The 17,809-nt window shown below is 42.3% G+C and carries 13 protein-coding genes; 12 read left to right on the top strand and 1 reads right to left on the bottom strand.

Annotation, left to right across the window (positions count from 1 at the left end; translation table 11 throughout):
• Positions 1-6 precede the first annotated feature (6 nt).
• From ACWJAF_RS07515 to ACWJAF_RS07505, 3 genes are all read left to right on the top strand, one after another.
• On the top strand, positions 7-1,449 hold the full coding sequence (locus tag ACWJAF_RS07515; protein WP_448863092.1) for a Gldg family protein: 1,443 nt from the start codon (positions 7-9) through the stop codon (positions 1,447-1,449).
• Positions 1,450-1,463: 14 nt separating this feature from the next.
• The gene (locus ACWJAF_RS07510; RefSeq protein ID WP_448863091.1) at positions 1,464-2,411 is read left to right on the top strand and encodes a DUF4340 domain-containing protein; all 948 of its coding nucleotides are present in this window, start codon (positions 1,464-1,466) and stop codon (positions 2,409-2,411) included.
• 288 nt (positions 2,412-2,699) lie between these two features.
• Complete coding sequence (locus ACWJAF_RS07505; RefSeq protein WP_448863090.1) at positions 2,700-4,382, top strand: phospho-sugar mutase; 1,683 nt, start codon at positions 2,700-2,702, stop codon at positions 4,380-4,382.
• A gap of 240 nt (positions 4,383-4,622) precedes the next feature.
• Here the strand turns inward: ACWJAF_RS07505 and ACWJAF_RS07500 are convergent, their stop codons facing one another.
• The gene (locus ACWJAF_RS07500) at positions 4,623-5,933 is read right to left on the bottom strand and encodes a chloride channel protein (protein ID WP_448863089.1); all 1,311 of its coding nucleotides are present in this window, start codon (positions 5,931-5,933) and stop codon (positions 4,623-4,625) included.
• A gap of 304 nt (positions 5,934-6,237) precedes the next feature.
• Between ACWJAF_RS07500 and ACWJAF_RS07495 the strand changes: the two genes are divergently transcribed.
• From ACWJAF_RS07495 to ACWJAF_RS07455, 9 genes are all read left to right on the top strand, one after another.
• Positions 6,238-6,435 carry a hypothetical protein gene (locus tag ACWJAF_RS07495; RefSeq protein ID WP_448863088.1) on the top strand — a complete coding sequence of 66 codons (198 nt, stop codon included), beginning with the start codon at positions 6,238-6,240 and terminating at the stop codon, positions 6,433-6,435.
• A gap of 20 nt (positions 6,436-6,455) precedes the next feature.
• A complete protein-coding gene (locus ACWJAF_RS07490; protein ID WP_448863087.1) occupies positions 6,456-7,040 on the top strand; it encodes a chorismate mutase in 585 nt (194 codons plus the stop codon).
• Between the two features lie 493 nt (positions 7,041-7,533).
• Positions 7,534-8,868 carry an aspartate--tRNA(Asn) ligase gene (aspS, locus tag ACWJAF_RS07485; protein ID WP_448863086.1) on the top strand — a complete coding sequence of 445 codons (1,335 nt, stop codon included), beginning with the start codon at positions 7,534-7,536 and terminating at the stop codon, positions 8,866-8,868.
• A 26-nt stretch (positions 8,869-8,894) separates the two neighbouring features.
• A complete protein-coding gene (gene gatC, locus ACWJAF_RS07480) occupies positions 8,895-9,188 on the top strand; it encodes an Asp-tRNA(Asn)/Glu-tRNA(Gln) amidotransferase subunit GatC (RefSeq protein ID WP_296032232.1) in 294 nt (97 codons plus the stop codon).
• Positions 9,189-9,202: 14 nt separating this feature from the next.
• Positions 9,203-10,672, top strand: coding sequence for an Asp-tRNA(Asn)/Glu-tRNA(Gln) amidotransferase subunit GatA (gene gatA, locus ACWJAF_RS07475; protein WP_448863085.1), 1,470 nt, complete (start codon positions 9,203-9,205; stop codon positions 10,670-10,672).
• A 2-nt stretch (positions 10,673-10,674) separates the two neighbouring features.
• Positions 10,675-12,108, top strand: a complete 1,434-nt coding sequence (gatB, locus tag ACWJAF_RS07470; protein WP_448863084.1) for an Asp-tRNA(Asn)/Glu-tRNA(Gln) amidotransferase subunit GatB — start codon at positions 10,675-10,677, stop codon at positions 12,106-12,108.
• A 213-nt stretch (positions 12,109-12,321) separates the two neighbouring features.
• Positions 12,322-13,440 (top strand): hypothetical protein, encoded by a 1,119-nt coding sequence (locus ACWJAF_RS07465; protein ID WP_448863083.1) that lies wholly within the window; start codon positions 12,322-12,324, stop codon positions 13,438-13,440.
• Between the two features lie 143 nt (positions 13,441-13,583).
• Positions 13,584-14,288 carry an ABC transporter ATP-binding protein gene (locus tag ACWJAF_RS07460; protein WP_296032236.1) on the top strand — a complete coding sequence of 235 codons (705 nt, stop codon included), beginning with the start codon at positions 13,584-13,586 and terminating at the stop codon, positions 14,286-14,288.
• 21 nt (positions 14,289-14,309) lie between these two features.
• Positions 14,310-17,753, top strand: coding sequence for an FtsX-like permease family protein (locus ACWJAF_RS07455; protein WP_448863082.1), 3,444 nt, complete (start codon positions 14,310-14,312; stop codon positions 17,751-17,753).
• Positions 17,754-17,809: the final 56 nt, after the last annotated feature.

The following is a 17,809-nucleotide window of genomic DNA, read 5'->3' as shown; positions in this document are numbered from 1 at the left end:
GAGCATATGTTAGAGAAAATCAAGAAGTCGTTCCAGAGTGCGGCATCGAAAAACGGAAGCTACAGCGTGGGAATGATCGCCCTTGTTATCTGTATGGTGGTCGTAGTCAACCTGATCGCGGGACAGCTTCCGGAAAATATCAAGAGTATAGATATCAGTGACAATAATATCTACGGTGTATCAAAGACCAGTAAAAAGATTCTGAATAAATTAGATGACAATATTACATTTACGGTATATGCAGAAAAAGATTCTACCGATACACGTATCAAATCATTCATTAAAAAATATACAACTCTTTCCGATAAGATCACTGTAAAATGGGTGGATCCGGTCCTTCATCCGGCTGCACTTACGAAAGCAAATGTAGAAAAGGATACGATTGTAGTATCCTGCAAAACGACAGGAAAGTCCAAGGATATTTCTTTTGATGATATTCTGGTATCGGATTCGTACTCTTATTATACGACAGGAAGCGCTTCGGAATCGGAATTCGATGGCGAAGGTCAGTTCACAAGTGCAATTAACTATGTAACAAGTGAAGAGACAGAGAAGCTTTATTATACAACAGGACATGGGGAAGCATCATTTTCGGATTCTGTAACGAAATTATTTGACAAGAACAGCATGTCAACAGAAGAGATTAACCTGATGATGAAGGGTGAGATTCCGGATGACTGCGATCTGTTATTCTTAAATGCACCGACAACAGATCTCTCAGATGATGAAAAGACCCTGCTTTTGAATTACCTGCAGGCAGGTGGAAAGGTATTTATCGTACTTGGAGAGTCAGAAGATGCAACACCGAATCTGGATGAAGTCTTAAAAGAATATGGTATGCAGAAGACGGACGGATACATTGCTGATATGCAGAGAAGTTATCAGGGCAATTATTATTATATCTTCCCTGAGATCACAGCAACCGGAGATCTGGCAAAAGGGCTGGAATCAGAGATGGTACTGATGATAAATGCACATGGACTTACGACAACAGATCCTGCAAGAGATACCATTACAACAACAGCGTTCATGCAGACATCGGACAATGCATATTCTGTAACAGAAGACAGTCAGGAAGAGGGAACTTATAATCTCGGAGTAGTTGCAACAGAGTCGATATCATCCGATACTTCTGAAGATGCAGATTCATCCAACTCATCAGACAGTGATGCCAAGACCAGTCGTCTGACCGTTATCTCATCAGAAACGATGATTGATTCACAGATTACAGATGCATATTCCACACTTGAGAACCTGGATCTCTTTATGAATGCGGTAACAGCGAACTTTGATAATACGAAAAATGTAGCAATCAAGGCAAAGAGTCTGCAGGTAAGTAATAACACGATGCAGCACGCCGGGCTGATCAGTATCCTGACAATCTTTGGTATTCCGCTTGTGATCCTGATCTATGGATTCATGTGCTGGTGGAAGAGAAGAAAAGCGTAAAGAGGGGGATCGGGATGAAGCAGAAAAAGACGATGATCATCATGGTCATTATACTTGCAGCTCTGCTTGCTATGTATGGAGGCATGAAGGCATGGAACAGTCATAGTGAGAAGCAGAAAAAAGCCAAAGAAAAAGAAGAAACGGTCAGCCTGTTAGACGTAAAAAATCTGAAAGCATTCTCATATGAGAGTGGAGATAGTAAGATGAGTTTTTCAAAAGAAGACGGCGAATGGATCTATGATGCAGATGATGGTGTAAGGCTGAATCAGAGTACGATAAAAAGTACGGCAAAAGAGATCGCAGGACTTACGGCAGTAAGAGAGCTGAAGGATCCGGATGAAAAGAGTGATTACGGACTTGATAAGCCTGATTATACGATTACCTATACGGCAAAAGACGGAAGTGAAGGAACCATCGTGATCGGTGATGCGGCCGGAGACAATTACTATGCAATGACGAAGAATTCAGATTCTGTATACACAATTGCCGGAACGGTGGTATCGGATCTGACATTTGACCTGTCGTCTCTTACGGAAAATGATACGGTGCCATCCATCAGCAGTGGCAATCTTAAAAAAGTAGAAGTTACACAGAATGGAGAGACAACAACCTACAAGAAAAAGAAAGAGCGTTCACAGCTTGCCGGTGGCTGGGGAACAATCTCACTTACCCAGTGTGCAGATTACAATGTAAAAGATCTGGCAAAATACGGACTGGATGAGGCAAACAGAATCACCGTGACCGCAACTTACAAAGACAGTTCGTCCGGAGATAAGAAGACGTGTACGATCTATGTGGGAAGTGAAAATGGTGATAACCGCTATGTACAGCTGAAGGATTCGAACATGGTATATGAAGTTGGAAGTACGATCGTGAAAAACATGATGACGGTTGATAACAGCGACAGCAGTTCAGATACAGAGAGTACAGATAACACAAGTAGTACAGAAAATGCAGAATAGTGCATAGATATAATAGAATTTCAAATAATGCAGAGCAGGCATTTGAAAATAAGGAATGTATTTACAGAAGATTTTCTGGTGCTGCTTAGATGATGAAAAAGGTGGAAGAAACACATAGACATGTGCCTTCCGCCTTTTTTTCTGATTTTAAAGAAAATTGACGAAAAGTTTTCACATAATTTACAGCTCATTTGTTGCCTGAACGTATAAAAAATGGTATATTATTAGTAGGTTTGTTGTGAAAATATACAAAAACCCCCGAAAAGAAATAGGTAGGAGTGATAAAAGATGTATCAGGAAGAATACAAACGCTGGCTTGCAGCAGATCTTGAAGATGCAGATCTGAAGCCGGAATTGTCAAAAATTGAAGGAAATGATGATGAGATCAAGGAACGTTTTGCAGTAGCACTGAAGTTTGGAACAGCCGGACTTCGTGGAGTACTCGGAGCAGGAACGAACCGTATGAATATTTATGTAGTACGTCAGGCTACACAGGGATTAGCTAACTGGGTAAAAACACAGGGCGGAACACAGACAGTAGCAATCAGCTACGACAGCCGCTTAAAGAGTGATGTATTTGCCAAGACAGCAGCAGGTGTACTTGCAGCGAACGGAATCAAAGTAAGAATCTACGATGCACTGATGCCGGTACCTGCACTTTCATTCGCAACACGTTATTATAACTGTAACGCAGGTATTATGGTAACAGCTTCTCATAACCCTGCAAAATATAACGGATACAAAGCATACGGACCAGACGGATGTCAGATGACAGACGACGCAGCAGCAATCGTATACGAAGAGATCCAGAAGACAGACGTACTGACCGGAGCAAAATACATGTCATTTGCAGAAGGTGTAGAAGAAGGACTGATCCGCTTCGTAGGAGATGACTGTAAGAGAGCACTCTACGATGCAATCGAATCCCGTCAGGTTCGTCCGGGACTGTGTAAGACAGCCGGATTAAAACTGGTATACAGCCCGCTGAATGGTTCAGGTCTTGTTCCTGTAACACAGGTATTAAAAGACATCGGAATCACAGATATCACAATCGTACCAGAACAGGAATATCCAAATGGATACTTCACAACATGCAGCTATCCAAATCCAGAGATCTTCGAGGCACTGGAGCTTGGACTTAATCTTGCAAAAGAGACAGATGCAGACCTTATGCTTGCAACTGACCCGGATGCAGACCGTGTTGGTATCGCTATGAAGTGTCCGGACGGATCTTATGAACTGGTAAGTGGTAACGAAGTCGGAGTACTTCTTCTTGACTACATATGTGCAGGACGTATCGAAAAAGGTACCATGCCTGAAAAAGCAGTAGCAGTAAAATCTCTTGTATCTACACCACTTGCAGATGCAGTAGCAGCTCATTACGGAGTAGAACTTAGAAACGTACTGACAGGATTCAAATGGATCGGAGACCAGATCGCACAGTTAGAGGCAGCTGGAGAAGTAGACAGATTCATCTTCGGATTTGAGGAAAGCTACGGATACCTTGCAGGACCATATGTACGTGACAAAGATGCCGTTATCGCATCTATGCTGATCTGTGAGATGGCAGCTTACTACAGAAGCATCGGAAGCTCTCTGAAACAGAGAATGGAAGAAATCTACGCAGAGTACGGACGTTACCTCAACAAGATCGACAGCTTCGAATTCCCTGGACTTAGCGGAATGGACAAGATGTCAGGAATCATGCAGAACTTACGTGAGAATGCACCAGCAGATATTGCCGGTTACAAAGTAACAGAAGTAACAGACTACACAAAGACAGAAGAGACAGGACTTCCGGCAGCAAACGTATTAGTTTACAAACTTGAGAACAACGAGACAGTAATCGTACGTCCTTCAGGAACAGAGCCTAAGATCAAGATCTACTACACAACACTTGGTAAAGATCTTGCTGAGGCACAGGCTGAGAAAGATAAGCTTGCTGAGGCACTGAAGCCGATTATGGCATAGGATTTTTGTGGAAAGACGCAGGAAGTACTTAGGGCATAGAGTTTTGTGGAAAACAAAGAACGTATGTTATAAAAATTGAACATTGGAATAAAAATAAGTGTACAATTCTTCGGTGGAAGAATGTACACTTATTTTTTATACCAAAGTATACAGGAAAAGAAGTCGAAGCTAATGCCTTGTAAAGATTAAAAATGTATCAAAACAGAGAATTAGATTCTTTATGTATTCCAAAGATTGGAATCAGCTATTAGTTCGTTTTGCAGCAATTTTATTCTTCAATCTGTTACGTCTGCTCGGATGTGTAAAAGCAACCCGCTGTGCCGTAAAAATCGAATTATTAAAGTTAAAGATGAACGATACAAAACATACAACCGCAAAGAATGGCAGCATATTATATCCAAAACTTTCCACACCGACTAGGATAGCGGCAAGCAGTGTATTAGATCCGCTGCAGAACACAGAAGCGAATCCAAGCGCAGCACCGAACATCGGGTCAAATCCGAATACAGGACCAAGGACGTATCCTAAGCAGGAACCGATGGAAAACAAAGGTGCAACCTCTCCGCCGATGAATCCGGAAGAAAGTGTCAGAATGGTAAGTGCCATCTTAAGAAGCCAGTCATAGGCATATACATCATCTTTCGTTCCATCAAAGCACAATGCGATCAGATTCGATCCGGTTCCGGAATATCTTCCCTGATGGAAGACCATCATAAGAACAGCAATCAAAGCACCCATGATCACAACTTTCTTCACAGGGGAAGAAAAACGGAATGCAAATTTCAGACGAAGGTATCTGAGAATCAGGGCAAACAGTGATCCGACGATACCAAAGGCAAGTCCCATTGCCGCAAGCTTTAAAAGCAATATAGCATCATAAGTAGATGGATGATAGTTCAGTGTTTCCAGTATATTGATATGGAACTTACGAAGTCCAAGTGCTCTTGATGTGAATGCGGCACTGATGGATGCAACTGTTGCCGGGATCAGTGCATGGTATTCCAGTTTTCCGGCAACCAGTACTTCCAGTGCGAAAAAGATTGCTGCAAGCGGAGTACAGAAAAGACCGGAGAATCCGGCAGCCATACCGGTGATCAGGAACATCTTCCTGCTGTTTTCGATATCGATGGTCTTATCAACCAGACGTCCCACATTATTAGAAACTGCAGCACCAATCTGAACAGCAACACCCTCACGTCCGGCACTTCCTCCGAACAGATGCGTGGTCCAGGTTCCGACGATAGCAAGTGGAACCATGCGGATCGGAAGTTTATTGTTTTTTCCCAGTCCTACATGGAAGACCATCTTCATACCGTTTGCGACGGATTTACCAAACTGGTGATAGATGAACCAGATGAATACTCCGCCAAGTGGCAGAAACCAGATCAGATACCAGAAGTATTTGGTACGGATGGCAGTACAGGCATTGAGTCCCAGACCGAATGCCGCATCGACAATACCGACAAGAACACCGACGGCAACACCTGCGATTGCAAGGATGAAGGTGTCCTTATAGTATTTTGAAATGTGTTTGAACAATGTTTTTATCATAATAATCCCCCAAAGATAGATTCTCTCTTTTTTATTATAACTGGCGGAAGGAGAAAACTGCAAGTAATTATGTATTTTATCTCGACAAGTTATATACTATATGCTACAATTCGGTCAAGCATTATAATTCTATATTTTCATTGGCATATACGCCATATCAAAAACTTATGCATTTCGCATTCTATGAATTTTCAATGCTTGTAACCCAGATATATTTATTCAGGCAGAGAGAATTATGGAATGTATTGCGCTTCAGGCAAATGTGCAGGTAATAAAGGATAATGCTGAAATGGAGGCAGAATTTATGAAAGCAGAGGAAAGAGAACGACAGATTCGTGAAGATGGAAAAAAAGAGGGGATAAAAGAAGGTATGAGGGAACATGAACGATTTATGAATCTTACTCAAAGATTGCTTTCAGACAAACGATATGATGAGTTGCAGCGTGCAACAGAAGATCAAAATTATTGTCAGCAGTTGTATAAAGAGTACAATATATTATAAATTCACAAGAGGAAATAGAAATGGCATTAAAAGAAGTAAGAAAAACAATAGATGAAATAGATACCCAGATGAAACCACTTTTCCTACAGCGCATGGAATGTGGAAAGCACGTTGCAGAAGCAAAGGCACAGACTGGTGGAGATGTATTCGTGCTTGAAAGAGAGCTTGAAATCATCGGAAAAAGAGCCGGAGATGTAAAGCCAGAGATTCAGGAAGAGTACAGGACGTTTTTAAGACATCTGATGAGTCTCTGCAGAAAATACGAATATGAATTATTGCCGGAGATGCAGGAAAAGGTCATAACTGCAGCATTGACAGCAGCAGGACTGACAGCAGAGACAGAACATTCACAGGTAAAGATTGCATTTACCTGCCCAAAAGAGACGAGTAATCTGAATCTCTTCCTGAATATGACAAAGCTAAATGGGATTACGGTTGATGCGCTGAATCTGACGACGGAAGATGGTGTGCAGAAGATTACGATGATCCTGGATGGAAAAGTAACAGAGGCGTCTATGCGTTGTCTGTTATGTCAGATTGGAAAAGAGGCAGATGATTTTCAGATTGTGGAGTTAGTAAATCATACAAGAAAAGTAGGAATATAAAAGCGGGAGCATGTATTTTTTGACAAAATTAAAAATTCCCTCTTGAAATCATAAAAAACATGTGCTAATATTTAAACCAAATTTAGTATAGTAAAGCGATGAAAGAGACTCTGGACTCTGGAACCTGACAGGAATGTGGTGTCACCGACTGAGAGCACCGCTTGGGGAATGAGGACAATAGGGAACACTCTGGAGCAGACCAACTGAACAAGTAAATAAGGTAAGCCGAATAAAAGTAGGTTGGTACGTAGACTGCACGTTACGCACGAAAAGAGGAATCTTAGAAAGCACTATACAGCTTTGAGATTCAATGCGGGTGGTACCGCGGATAGCGAAGATGATATCCGTCCCGGGATACAAGTATGTATTCCAGGACGGATTTTTATGTTTCTAAGTAAAAAAATGAATAAAAATTACATTTTATAATAAATATTTCAGAACATAAAATATTGAAAAACGCTGTTCGTCCCGGGAAGAATAGGAGGATAAGAACATGGAGTATTTAACAGGTGTAAAGCCAAAAGAGACAAAAGAAATCAGCGAATTACTGGAACAGACAGAAGCAGGAGCAAAGGTAAAAGTCAATGGAGCCGTGCATACGATCCGCGACATGGGAACCGTTGCATTTGTAATCTTAAGAAAAAGAGAAGGTCTGCTTCAGTGTGTCTATGAAGAAGGAAGTGCTGATTTTGATCTGAAAGACATCAAAGAGGCAGCAACTCTTGAAGTGGAAGGCGTCTTAGAACAGAATGAAAAAGCACCAAACGGCATTGAAATCCGTATGGAGAGCGTAAAGATCCTAAGCGAGCCGGAAGACGAGATGATGCCGCTTGCAATTTCCAAATGGAAACTGAACACATCTCTGGAAGCAAAACTGAACTATCGCTCTATCTCCCTTAGAAACATCCGGGAGCGTGCCAAATTCAGAATTCAGGAAGGACTTACAAGAGCATTCAGAGATTTCCTTTACAGTCAGGAATTTACAGAGATCCATACACCAAAGATCGGGGCCAAAGGAGCAGAAGGCGGGGCAAATATTTTCAAACTGGAGTATTTCCATAGACCGGCAGTACTGGCGCAGAGCCCTCAGTTTTATAAGCAGATGATGGTTGGTGTATTTGACAGAGTATTTGAGACAGCACCTGTATTCCGTGCAGAAAAACATAACACAAAACGTCATCTGAACGAATATACCAGTCTTGACTTTGAGATGGGATATATTGATGGATTTGAAGATATTATGGCAATGGAGACGGGATTCCTTCAGTATGCGATGGAACTGTTAAAGAAAGATTATGAAAGAGAACTGAAAGTCCTGGGGGTAGAACTTCCGGATGTAAGTCAGATCCCGGCAGTAAAATTTGCAGACATCAAAGAAATCGTTGCTGAAAAATATAACCACAAGATGAGAAATCCATTTGATCTGGAGCCGGAAGAGGAAGTGCTGATCGGACGCTACGCAAAAGAAGAGTGGGGAAGCGATTTTGTATTTGTCACTCACTATCCATCTAAGAAACGTCCGTTCTATGCAATGGATGATCCGGAAGATCCAAGATATACATTAAGTTTTGACTTGTTGTTCAGAGGTCTTGAGATCACAACCGGAGGACAGCGTATCCATGATTATAAGATGCTGACAGAGAAGATCGCAGCAAGGGGAATGACAGAAGAAGGAATGGAACAATATCTTGCTACATTCAAACATGGAATGCCGCCACACGGAGGCCTTGGAATCGGACTGGAACGACTGACCATGCAGTTACTTGGGGAAGACAATGTAAGAGAGACAACATTGTTCCCAAGAGACTTAAGCAGACTGGAACCATAATTATGATATTGAGAGGATGAAAAAAGATGGCAAATAAAATATCAGATGAAACCATAGAATATGTTGGTATCCTTGCAAAACTGGAATTGTCCGGTCAGGAAAAAGAAGATGCCAAGGCAGATATGGAAAAAATGTTAGATTATATAGACACGTTAAATGAATTAGATACAGACGGGATTGAACCTATGTCACATGTATTTCCGGTGAACAATGTATTCCGTGAGGATGTTGTAACGAACGGGGACGGAAGTGCGGATACACTTGCCAATGCACCATTGGAAAAAGACCAGAGTTTCAAAGTACCAAAGACAATCGGATAGGAGGATAAGCGGATATGGATATGACAAGTCTTACAGCAGTAGAGCTTGGAAAAAAGATAAAAGCAAAAGAGATATCTGTAGTGGATGCCGTGAAAGCCTTCATTGCACAGATAGAAAAAGTAGAAAAAGACGTGAACAGCTTTGTAACACTTGATAAAGAAGGCACTTTAAAAAGAGCGGAAGAAGTACAGAAGCTGATTGATGATGGCACGCTGACCGGACCACTTGCCGGTGTGCCGGTAGCGATCAAGGATAACATGTGTACTAAGGGGATGCTTACGACATGCAGTTCTAAGATCCTTGGTAACTTTCATCCGATGTTCACAGCAGAGGCAGTAAAGAATCTGGAAGAAGCAGGCGCTGTGATCATAGGAAAGACGAACATGGACGAGTTTGCTATGGGAAGTACAACAGAGACATCTTATTTTGGACCGACAAAGAACCCATGGAATCTGGAGCATGTTCCGGGTGGTTCTTCCGGTGGATCATGTGCAGCAGTAGCAGCAGAAGAGACACCATACGCACTTGGATCTGATACCGGTGGATCGATTCGGCAGCCAAGTTCATTTTGTGGTGTGGTTGGAATCAAGCCGACTTACGGAACCGTATCTCGTTACGGATTGATTGCATATGGTTCTTCGCTTGATCAGATCGGACCAGTGGCAAAGGATGTTACGGACTGTGCAACGATTCTTGAGACGATTGCATCTTATGATCCAAAAGACAGTACATCTATTAAGCGTGAAAGCTATGATTTTACCAGTGCATTGGTAGATGATGTAAAGGGTATGAGAATCGGTATTCCAAAGGATTATTTTGGAGACGGCCTGGATAAGGAAGTTAAAGAAAATATTTTACAGGCAGTAAAAGTACTGGAAGAAAAAGGTGCAATTGTGGAAGAATTTGATTTAAGTCTTGTAAAATATGCAATTCCTGCATATTATGTCATCGCATCGGCAGAGGCAAGTTCGAACCTGGCACGTTTTGATGGTGTGAAGTATGGTTACCGTACGGAAGAATACGAAGGACTTCACAACATGTATAAGAAATCCCGTTCCGAAGGATTCGGACCAGAGGTAAAACGCAGAATCATGCTTGGTTCGTTCGTACTTAGTTCGGGATATTATGATGCATATTATCTGAAAGCATTGAAGACAAAAGCACTGATCAAGAAAGCATTTGACAAAGCATTTGAAAAATACGATGTGATCGTAGCTCCGGCTGCTCCGACAACAGCGCCAGAGCTTGGAAAGAGCTTAAGTGATCCGATCCAGATGTATCTTGGAGACATTTACACAATCTCTGTAAACCTTGCAGGACTTCCGGGAATTACCATTCCGGTAGGAAAAGACAGCAAAGGACTTCCGGTCGGTATGCAGCTGATCGGTAACTGCTTTGAGGAAAACAAGATCATACAGACAGCTTATACATTTGAGCAGACGAGAACGTATGAAAGACCAGAACTTGCAAAGGGGGACAGATAGTCATGACAAAACAGTATGAAACCGTCATTGGACTTGAGGTCCATGTAGAACTTGCAACAAAGACAAAGATCTTCTGCGGATGCAGTACCGCATTCGGAGGAGCACCAAATACACATACATGTCCGGTATGTACCGGTATGCCAGGTTCACTGCCTGTACTGAACAAGCAGGTTGTAGAATATGCAATGGGAATCGGACTTGCAACACACTGCGATATCACCAGAGTGTGCAAATTCGACCGTAAGAACTACTTCTATCCGGATAACCCGCAGAACTATCAGATCTCACAGCTCTATCAGCCGATCGCAAGAAATGGTTATGTAGAGATTACAGTAGGTGATACGAAGAAAAAGGTGCGTATCCATGAGATGCATATGGAAGAAGATGCCGGAAAACTGGTACATGATGAATGGGATGATACATCGCTTGTAGACTTTAACCGAAGCGGTGTACCGCTTGTAGAGATCGTATCCGAGCCGGATATGCGCTCATCCGAAGAAGTTATCGCATATCTGGAAAAATTAAGAACGATCATCCAGTATCTTGGAGCATCGGATTGTAAACTCCAGGAAGGTTCAATGAGAGCCGATGTCAACTTATCCGTAAGAGAGGTTGGCACACAGGAATTCGGAACCAGAACAGAGATGAAGAACCTGAACTCATTCAAGGCAATCGCAAGAGCTATCGAAGGAGAAAGAGAGCGTCAGATCGAGCTGATCGAAGAAGGTAAGGCTGTCGTTCAGGAGACCAGAAGATGGGATGATAACAAAGAGTCTTCGCATGCGATGCGTTCCAAAGAAGATGCGCAGGATTACAGATATTTCCCGGAACCGGATCTGGTACCGATCGTGATCGATGACGAATGGATCGATAAGATTAAAGCAAAACAGCCGGAATTCCGAGATGAAAAACTGGAACGTTACAAAAAAGAATTCGATATCCCGCAGTATGATGCAGAGATTCTTACAGAATCTAAGCACATGGCGGATATCTTTGAGAAGACAACAGCAATCTGTGGAAAACCTAAGAAAGTATCCAACTGGCTGATGGTAGAGACGATGCGTCTGTTAAAAGAACACGGTATGGAAGCTGAAGATATCAGCTTTTCACCGGAAAACCTGGCCAAATTGATTGAACTTGCTGAGGCTGGAACAGTTAATAGTTCGGTTGCAAAGGAAGTGTTCGAACAGATATTTGAAAAAGACGTAGATCCGGAAAGCTATGTTGAAGAACATGGATTAAAGACCGTGAATGATGAAGGCGCGCTGGAAGAAGTATTAAAAGAAGTAATCGCAAAGAATCCAAAAGCTATCGCTGATTACAAAGGCGGTAAAGAAAAAGCGCTTGGTGCACTGGTTGGACAGACAATGAAGGCCATGAAAGGAAAGGCAAATCCGGGAATGGTAAACCAGAAACTGCGCGAGATGTTGAAATAGACCATGGGGACAGGTACAGTGGCTTTTTATGTGTCCCAGGTGGATGAAAGTTAATAAAACAGCAGAAAAGCTGTCAGTGACAGCTCTTGAAAAGTGAAATGGGAGATTGATGAAAATCAGTCTCCTGTTTTTTTATATTCTGCTTTCTTGGAAAGTTGTCTCATGATAATATATAATTATAGAAAATGTAAGAAAGCACCGGAGGTAAGAGATATGTTTGGAAAAAAATGCAGCTTATGCGGTGGAAAGTTAAATAGTGATATGATCTGTACAGAGTGCGGATTAGACAATACCAAATCAGACAAAAATTACAGAATCAACCAGAGCGATTGTGATCATATGCCCCTGACACATGTACATGATAAAGATAACGGGAAAAATAGCATGCATGTGCCAAAAAGAAAGACGGAAAGCAATAAAAAAAGCAAAGAACGGAAGAAAATGCCAGACGACATATTTGGAGAAAACAGACCGGAAATAGATAGTTCTGCAAAATGGGGCTATCGTATGAATGGACAGGGAAGTAAAAAGAAATTTGGACAACCAGATCCGGAGAGCAGAAAAAAGAAAGGTCTGGGAATTGTAATTGGTGTAGTTATAGCAGCGGGAGTTATAAGTACATTATATGGTACATATAAAAATGAAATAAAATATATGGCGAATTATATGCTAAAAGATGCAAGATTTGAAACTCCGGAAGATCCGGCAATCAGGTATTTGTACGCAGCCCGTGAGATTCCTGAAGAAGGAGAAAATGCAGATTATGAACTTGGAACCGGACATTATATAGTAGGATTTGAAATACCGGAAGGAGTCTATACCATCACACCTGAAAGTGAAACGGATTCGCTGGATGTAGATGATTCAGAGAATCAGATATACATATATGAAGAAAACGGTGAAAAGATGAAGGATATCCGTCTCTATAAAGGTGCGGTACTTACATTAGAGTGTGAAAAAAAGATGAGATTACACACAGAAAATGCACAGGAAACAGAATCTGTAGGAATGAATGCACAGACGAATCCGCTTACGGAGACGATTACAGCGAAAGGAGAAAAGACGCTGACAGCAGGAGAGGATTTTGCACCGGGCATCTATGACATGAGCCTTGTATCAGGAGGAGATGTAAATGTTGACATTTATGATGAAGATGGGGATGAAGAAGATTACCATTGCCTGACGTCGGACGGATTATATGGAGAGACCTTCCATTACCTGGTATTACCAAAAGATGCAACAATTGAACTGGAAGAAGATACCAAAATAAAACTTGTGCCAACAGAAAAAATAGAGTCGACCGACTATCAGGGGTTTTTTGAAAAATTCTAAAGTGTGTCTGAAAAATGCTTTTTGCAAGAGATATATCACAATTTGTGGGGATGCTTTTAAATGAAGGCAAAATATTCTGTAAAGTAGAGAATGCAGAACGCAGGAATGATTTTTCAGACAGACACTGGAAGAAGGGAGTATGCATGAGTGAATTTGTGACCTTAAAAGACGTAAAAAAAATATATAAGATGGGCGAAGTAGAAATCATGGCAGCAGCCGGGATCGACTTTGAGATTAAGAAGGGTGAATTTGCAGTTGTAGTCGGACCAAGCGGGGCCGGAAAGACAACCGTACTGAATATCCTTGGCGGGATGGACACTGCATCGGAAGGACAGGTTCTGGTAGACGGGCAGGATATCGCAGGATATCCGGCAAAGCAGCTGACGGCTTACAGACGGGATGATATCGGATTTGTCTTCCAGTTCTATAACCTGATCCCGAATCTGACGGCACTGGAAAATGTAGAGCTGGCACTTCAGATATGTAAGAACCCCATGGATGCAAAAGAGGTTTTGGAAAATGTAGGACTTGGAGAAAGGCTTGATAACTTCCCGGCGCAGTTATCGGGAGGAGAACAGCAGAGAGTGTCGATTGCAAGAGCACTTGCGAAGAATCCGAAGCTGTTATTATGTGATGAACCAACAGGAGCACTTGATTATAATACAGGAAAGTCCATCTTAAAACTACTGCAGGATACATGCCGGAACAGTGGAATGACAGTCATCCTGATCACGCACAATTCGGCAATTGCGCCGATGGCAGACCGGGTAATAAAGATTAAGAACGGACGTGTGGATCAGATCATAGAGAATGCAGATCCGGTACCAGTAGAAACAATCGAATGGTAAATAATGGAGGTGACAGGAGACATGGCAAAGAAGATAACACGTAAGAATTTTTATATGGAAATCCGAAGAAGCAGGGGGCGTTTCCTGTCTATTCTCTTTATCGTAGCACTTGGCGTTGCATTCTTTTCCGGAATCCGTGCATCCGAACCTTCGATGAGGATTACAGGAGATGCATATTTTGATGAGTCGGACCTGATGGATATCAAGGCGGTCAGCACACTTGGAATCACGAAAGAAGATGTCCGGGAGGTTGGAAAAGTAAAAGGAGTCGGGAAAGCAGAAGGTGCCTACAGTGCCGATTTCCTGAATATAAAGAATAAAAAGCAATATGTACTTCATGTGATGTCGGCAATGGACGACATGAATAAGATTACGGTAAGCGAAGGACGTATGCCCCAAAAAGCGGGGGAATGTCTGGTAGATGACCAGATGAATTATGAGGTTGGAGAGACGATTAAGTTAAAGTCTGGCACAGACGATCCGGTAACAGATACATTGAAGACAGATGAACTGAAAGTTGTAGGAAAAGGAAATTCTCCGTGTTATATTTCCCTTAGCAGAGGAAGCACGACGATTGGAACCGGCACGATCAATGGATTCGTAGTAGTACAGGAAAAGACATTTGATCTGGATGTGTATACGGAAATGTATGTGCAGGTGGAAGGTGCAAAAGACCTGACTGCTTATACAGGCGCATACAAAAAGAAAGTAAAGACCGTCAAAAAGCAGATCGAAGCAATCACAGAAGAAAGAGGCAGAATACGAAAAGAAAATCTGGAAACAGAGGCAGAAGAAAAGATTGCAAAAGCACAGAAAGATCTGGACGATGGGAAAGCAGAGTCACAGCAGAAACTTGACGATGCAAACAGGCAGATCACAGACGGTGAGACGCAGCTTAATGAGGCAAAAGAAAAGATAGCCAGTGGAAAGTCTCAGATTGCATCGGCAAGACAGACCTTAGATCAGAAACAAAAGGAACTGGACCAGGCAAAGCAGACATACGAATCCGGATTAAAACAACTGGAACAGGGAAAAAAGCAGTATGAGCAGGGAAAAGCAGCCTACGATGCACAAAGTGCCGGAGCAAAGGCACAGATTCAGTCCGGAGAACAGGGACTGGCTGTGTATCGGGCTGAACTGGATAAAGGCTGGGCCGGATATCAGGAGCTTCTGAATACAATCGAAGCATTGAAGGCACAGGCAGCAGGCGCAGCCGGACAAATCGATGCACAGATTACTGAAGAAAAAGAAGAATCTGAAGCAGGCGCTGCGACAGATCAGATACAAGATGAAGAACAACAGCCAGGACAGAATGATAATGGCGGAACGGATGCCGGAAGTGGAAACGACCAAAATCAGGAGTTGTTACGAAGAATTCAGGCATTAGAACAACAGGCACAGGAAACAAAACAGACGCTGGAGGCGCAGGAGCAGGAATACCAGACGAAGAAGGCAGAACTAGAAACTGCAAAACAAAAGCTTACAAGCGGAAAAGCTGAACTTGATCAGGCAAAAGCAAAGTTAGATGCCAGTGAAGCACAGCTTGCAAAAGCAAAAGCGCAGATAACATCCGGTCAGAAACAGCTAGACGCCGGAAAAGCCGAACTGCAGACACAGGAACAGGCATTGCAAACAGGCGAAGCGGAAATTGCCGAGAACGAAGCAAAACTTGCAGATGCCAGAAAAGAATACGAGGACGGGAAGAAGACATCCGAAGAAGAAATCGCAAAAGGCGAGAAAAAACTTGCAGATGCCAGAAAGCAAATCCAGAAGATAAAGAATCCAAAATGGTATGTATATAATAGAAGCACTCTGGTCGAATATGATGGATTTGGAGAAAATGCGAACCGTATGCGGGCAATTGGAAAGGTATTCCCGGTAATGTTCTTCCTGGTTGCGGCGCTTATTAGTCTGACCGGCATGACACGTATGGTAGAAGAACAGAGAATCGAGATCGGTACGATGAAAGCACTGGGCTACGGTAACTTTTCCATTGCGTCAAAATATCTCGGCTATGCACTTCTTGCAACGGCGGGAGGCAGCGTCATCGGAGTGCTGGTTGGAGAGAAGGTTCTTCCCTTTATTATAATCTATGCCTATGAGATCATGTACCCACACATTCCAAAGATCTATGTGCCATATCATATGAGTTACGCAGTGATGGCATCAGCGGCTTCAATCGTATGTACGATGGGAGCAACACTTGCATCATGCTATAAAGAACTGGCAGCGGAACCGGCAGTGCTCATGCGTCCGCCTGCACCGAAAAAAGGAAGACGCGTATTCTTAGAACGGATCGGGTTCATCTGGAAACGGATGAATTTTACATGGAAATCAACCATCCGGAATCTGATGCGCTATAAAAAACGTTTTTTCATGACCATATTCGGAATCGGCGGCTGTATGGCACTTATGTTAGTCGGATATGGAGTGAAAGATTCCGTATATGAAATCGCAGATATCCAATACGATGAGATCCAACTGTATGACGGACACATTTTTTATAAAGATGGCGTGACAAAGACCGATAAGAAAGAATTGAAAGATTATCTGAAAAAAGATCAGGATATTCAGACATTCATGGATGCGGACATGCGCAGTGTGACAGCGTCTAAGGGAAGCAAAAAGAGAAGCGTATATCAGTGTGTTCTGGGAAATTCTAAAGATGCCGGTAAATATGTTGATTTTCATGACCGGAAGACGAAGGAATCATATAAGCTTACAGATAACGGAGTGATCGTAAGCGAAAAGACGGCAAAGCTTCTGAATGTAAAAGAAGGAGATACCATCCAGGTAAAAGCGGGAAATGAAAAAAGCGGAACGGTAAAAATTGCACATATCTGTGAGAATTATATGGGACATTACATATATTACACACCGGAATATTATAAGAAAGTATATGGAAAAGATGCAGACTACAACTGTATCATGTTCCGCACAAAAACAGGATATTCGGATGAACAGGTAAAAAAAGCAGGAGAAAAGATATTGGCGCAGGATCAGGTCTTAACGATTTCTTATCTGCATGATATCAAAGACCAGCTGGATGATATGCTGGCCAGTCTGAATCTGGTGATCATTGTTCTGATCGTTTCGGCCGGAATGCTGGCATTTGTTGTCCTTTATAACCTGAACAGCATCAACATTACGGAGCGGCAAAGAGAGCTTGCGACACTGAAAGTACTCGGTTTCTACGATATGGAAGTGGCAGAGTATGTATTTCGTGAAAATGTTCTGCTGACCCTGATCGGAGCGGTTGTGGGAATTGTATTTGGAAAGATACTGCATCAGTTTGTTATTCAGACGGTGGAAGTAGATGCTGCAATGTTCGGGCGGAATATCAATCTGCCAAGCTTTATCTACAGCTTTTTATTTACGATAGGCTTCTCGCTATTCGTAAACTGGGTGATGTATTTTAAATTAAAAAAGATCGATATGGTAGAATCGCTTAAGAGTATTGAATAATCAGACTGCAGTATATATGTAAATATCTAATCTGAAGGATAGTTGGAAAAAATGAA

The organism is Dorea sp. (assembly GCF_977044405.1).
This window is presented reverse-complemented; position numbering and strand designations above follow the sequence as displayed.

What these genes read in the sequence shown, in the direction of transcription:
- ACWJAF_RS07495 (WP_448863088.1), top strand. Translation starts at nt 6,238, where the DNA reads ATGAAAGCAGAGGAAAGAGAACGACAGATTCGTGAAGATGGAAAAAAA.
- ACWJAF_RS07515 (WP_448863092.1), top strand. Translation starts at nt 7, where the DNA reads ATGTTAGAGAAAATCAAGAAGTCGTTCCAGAGTGCGGCATCGAAAAAC.
- gatC (WP_296032232.1), top strand. Translation starts at nt 8,895, where the DNA reads ATGGCAAATAAAATATCAGATGAAACCATAGAATATGTTGGTATCCTT.
- ACWJAF_RS07510 (WP_448863091.1), top strand. Translation starts at nt 1,464, where the DNA reads ATGAAGCAGAAAAAGACGATGATCATCATGGTCATTATACTTGCAGCT.
- ACWJAF_RS07465 (WP_448863083.1), top strand. Translation starts at nt 12,322, where the DNA reads ATGTTTGGAAAAAAATGCAGCTTATGCGGTGGAAAGTTAAATAGTGAT.
- ACWJAF_RS07490 (WP_448863087.1), top strand. Translation starts at nt 6,456, where the DNA reads ATGGCATTAAAAGAAGTAAGAAAAACAATAGATGAAATAGATACCCAG.
- ACWJAF_RS07500 (WP_448863089.1), bottom strand. Translation starts at nt 5,933, where the DNA reads ATGATAAAAACATTGTTCAAACACATTTCAAAATACTATAAGGACACC.
- gatA (WP_448863085.1), top strand. Translation starts at nt 9,203, where the DNA reads ATGGATATGACAAGTCTTACAGCAGTAGAGCTTGGAAAAAAGATAAAA.
- ACWJAF_RS07505 (WP_448863090.1), top strand. Translation starts at nt 2,700, where the DNA reads ATGTATCAGGAAGAATACAAACGCTGGCTTGCAGCAGATCTTGAAGAT.
- aspS (WP_448863086.1), top strand. Translation starts at nt 7,534, where the DNA reads ATGGAGTATTTAACAGGTGTAAAGCCAAAAGAGACAAAAGAAATCAGC.
- gatB (WP_448863084.1), top strand. Translation starts at nt 10,675, where the DNA reads ATGACAAAACAGTATGAAACCGTCATTGGACTTGAGGTCCATGTAGAA.
- ACWJAF_RS07460 (WP_296032236.1), top strand. Translation starts at nt 13,584, where the DNA reads ATGAGTGAATTTGTGACCTTAAAAGACGTAAAAAAAATATATAAGATG.
- ACWJAF_RS07455 (WP_448863082.1), top strand. Translation starts at nt 14,310, where the DNA reads ATGGCAAAGAAGATAACACGTAAGAATTTTTATATGGAAATCCGAAGA.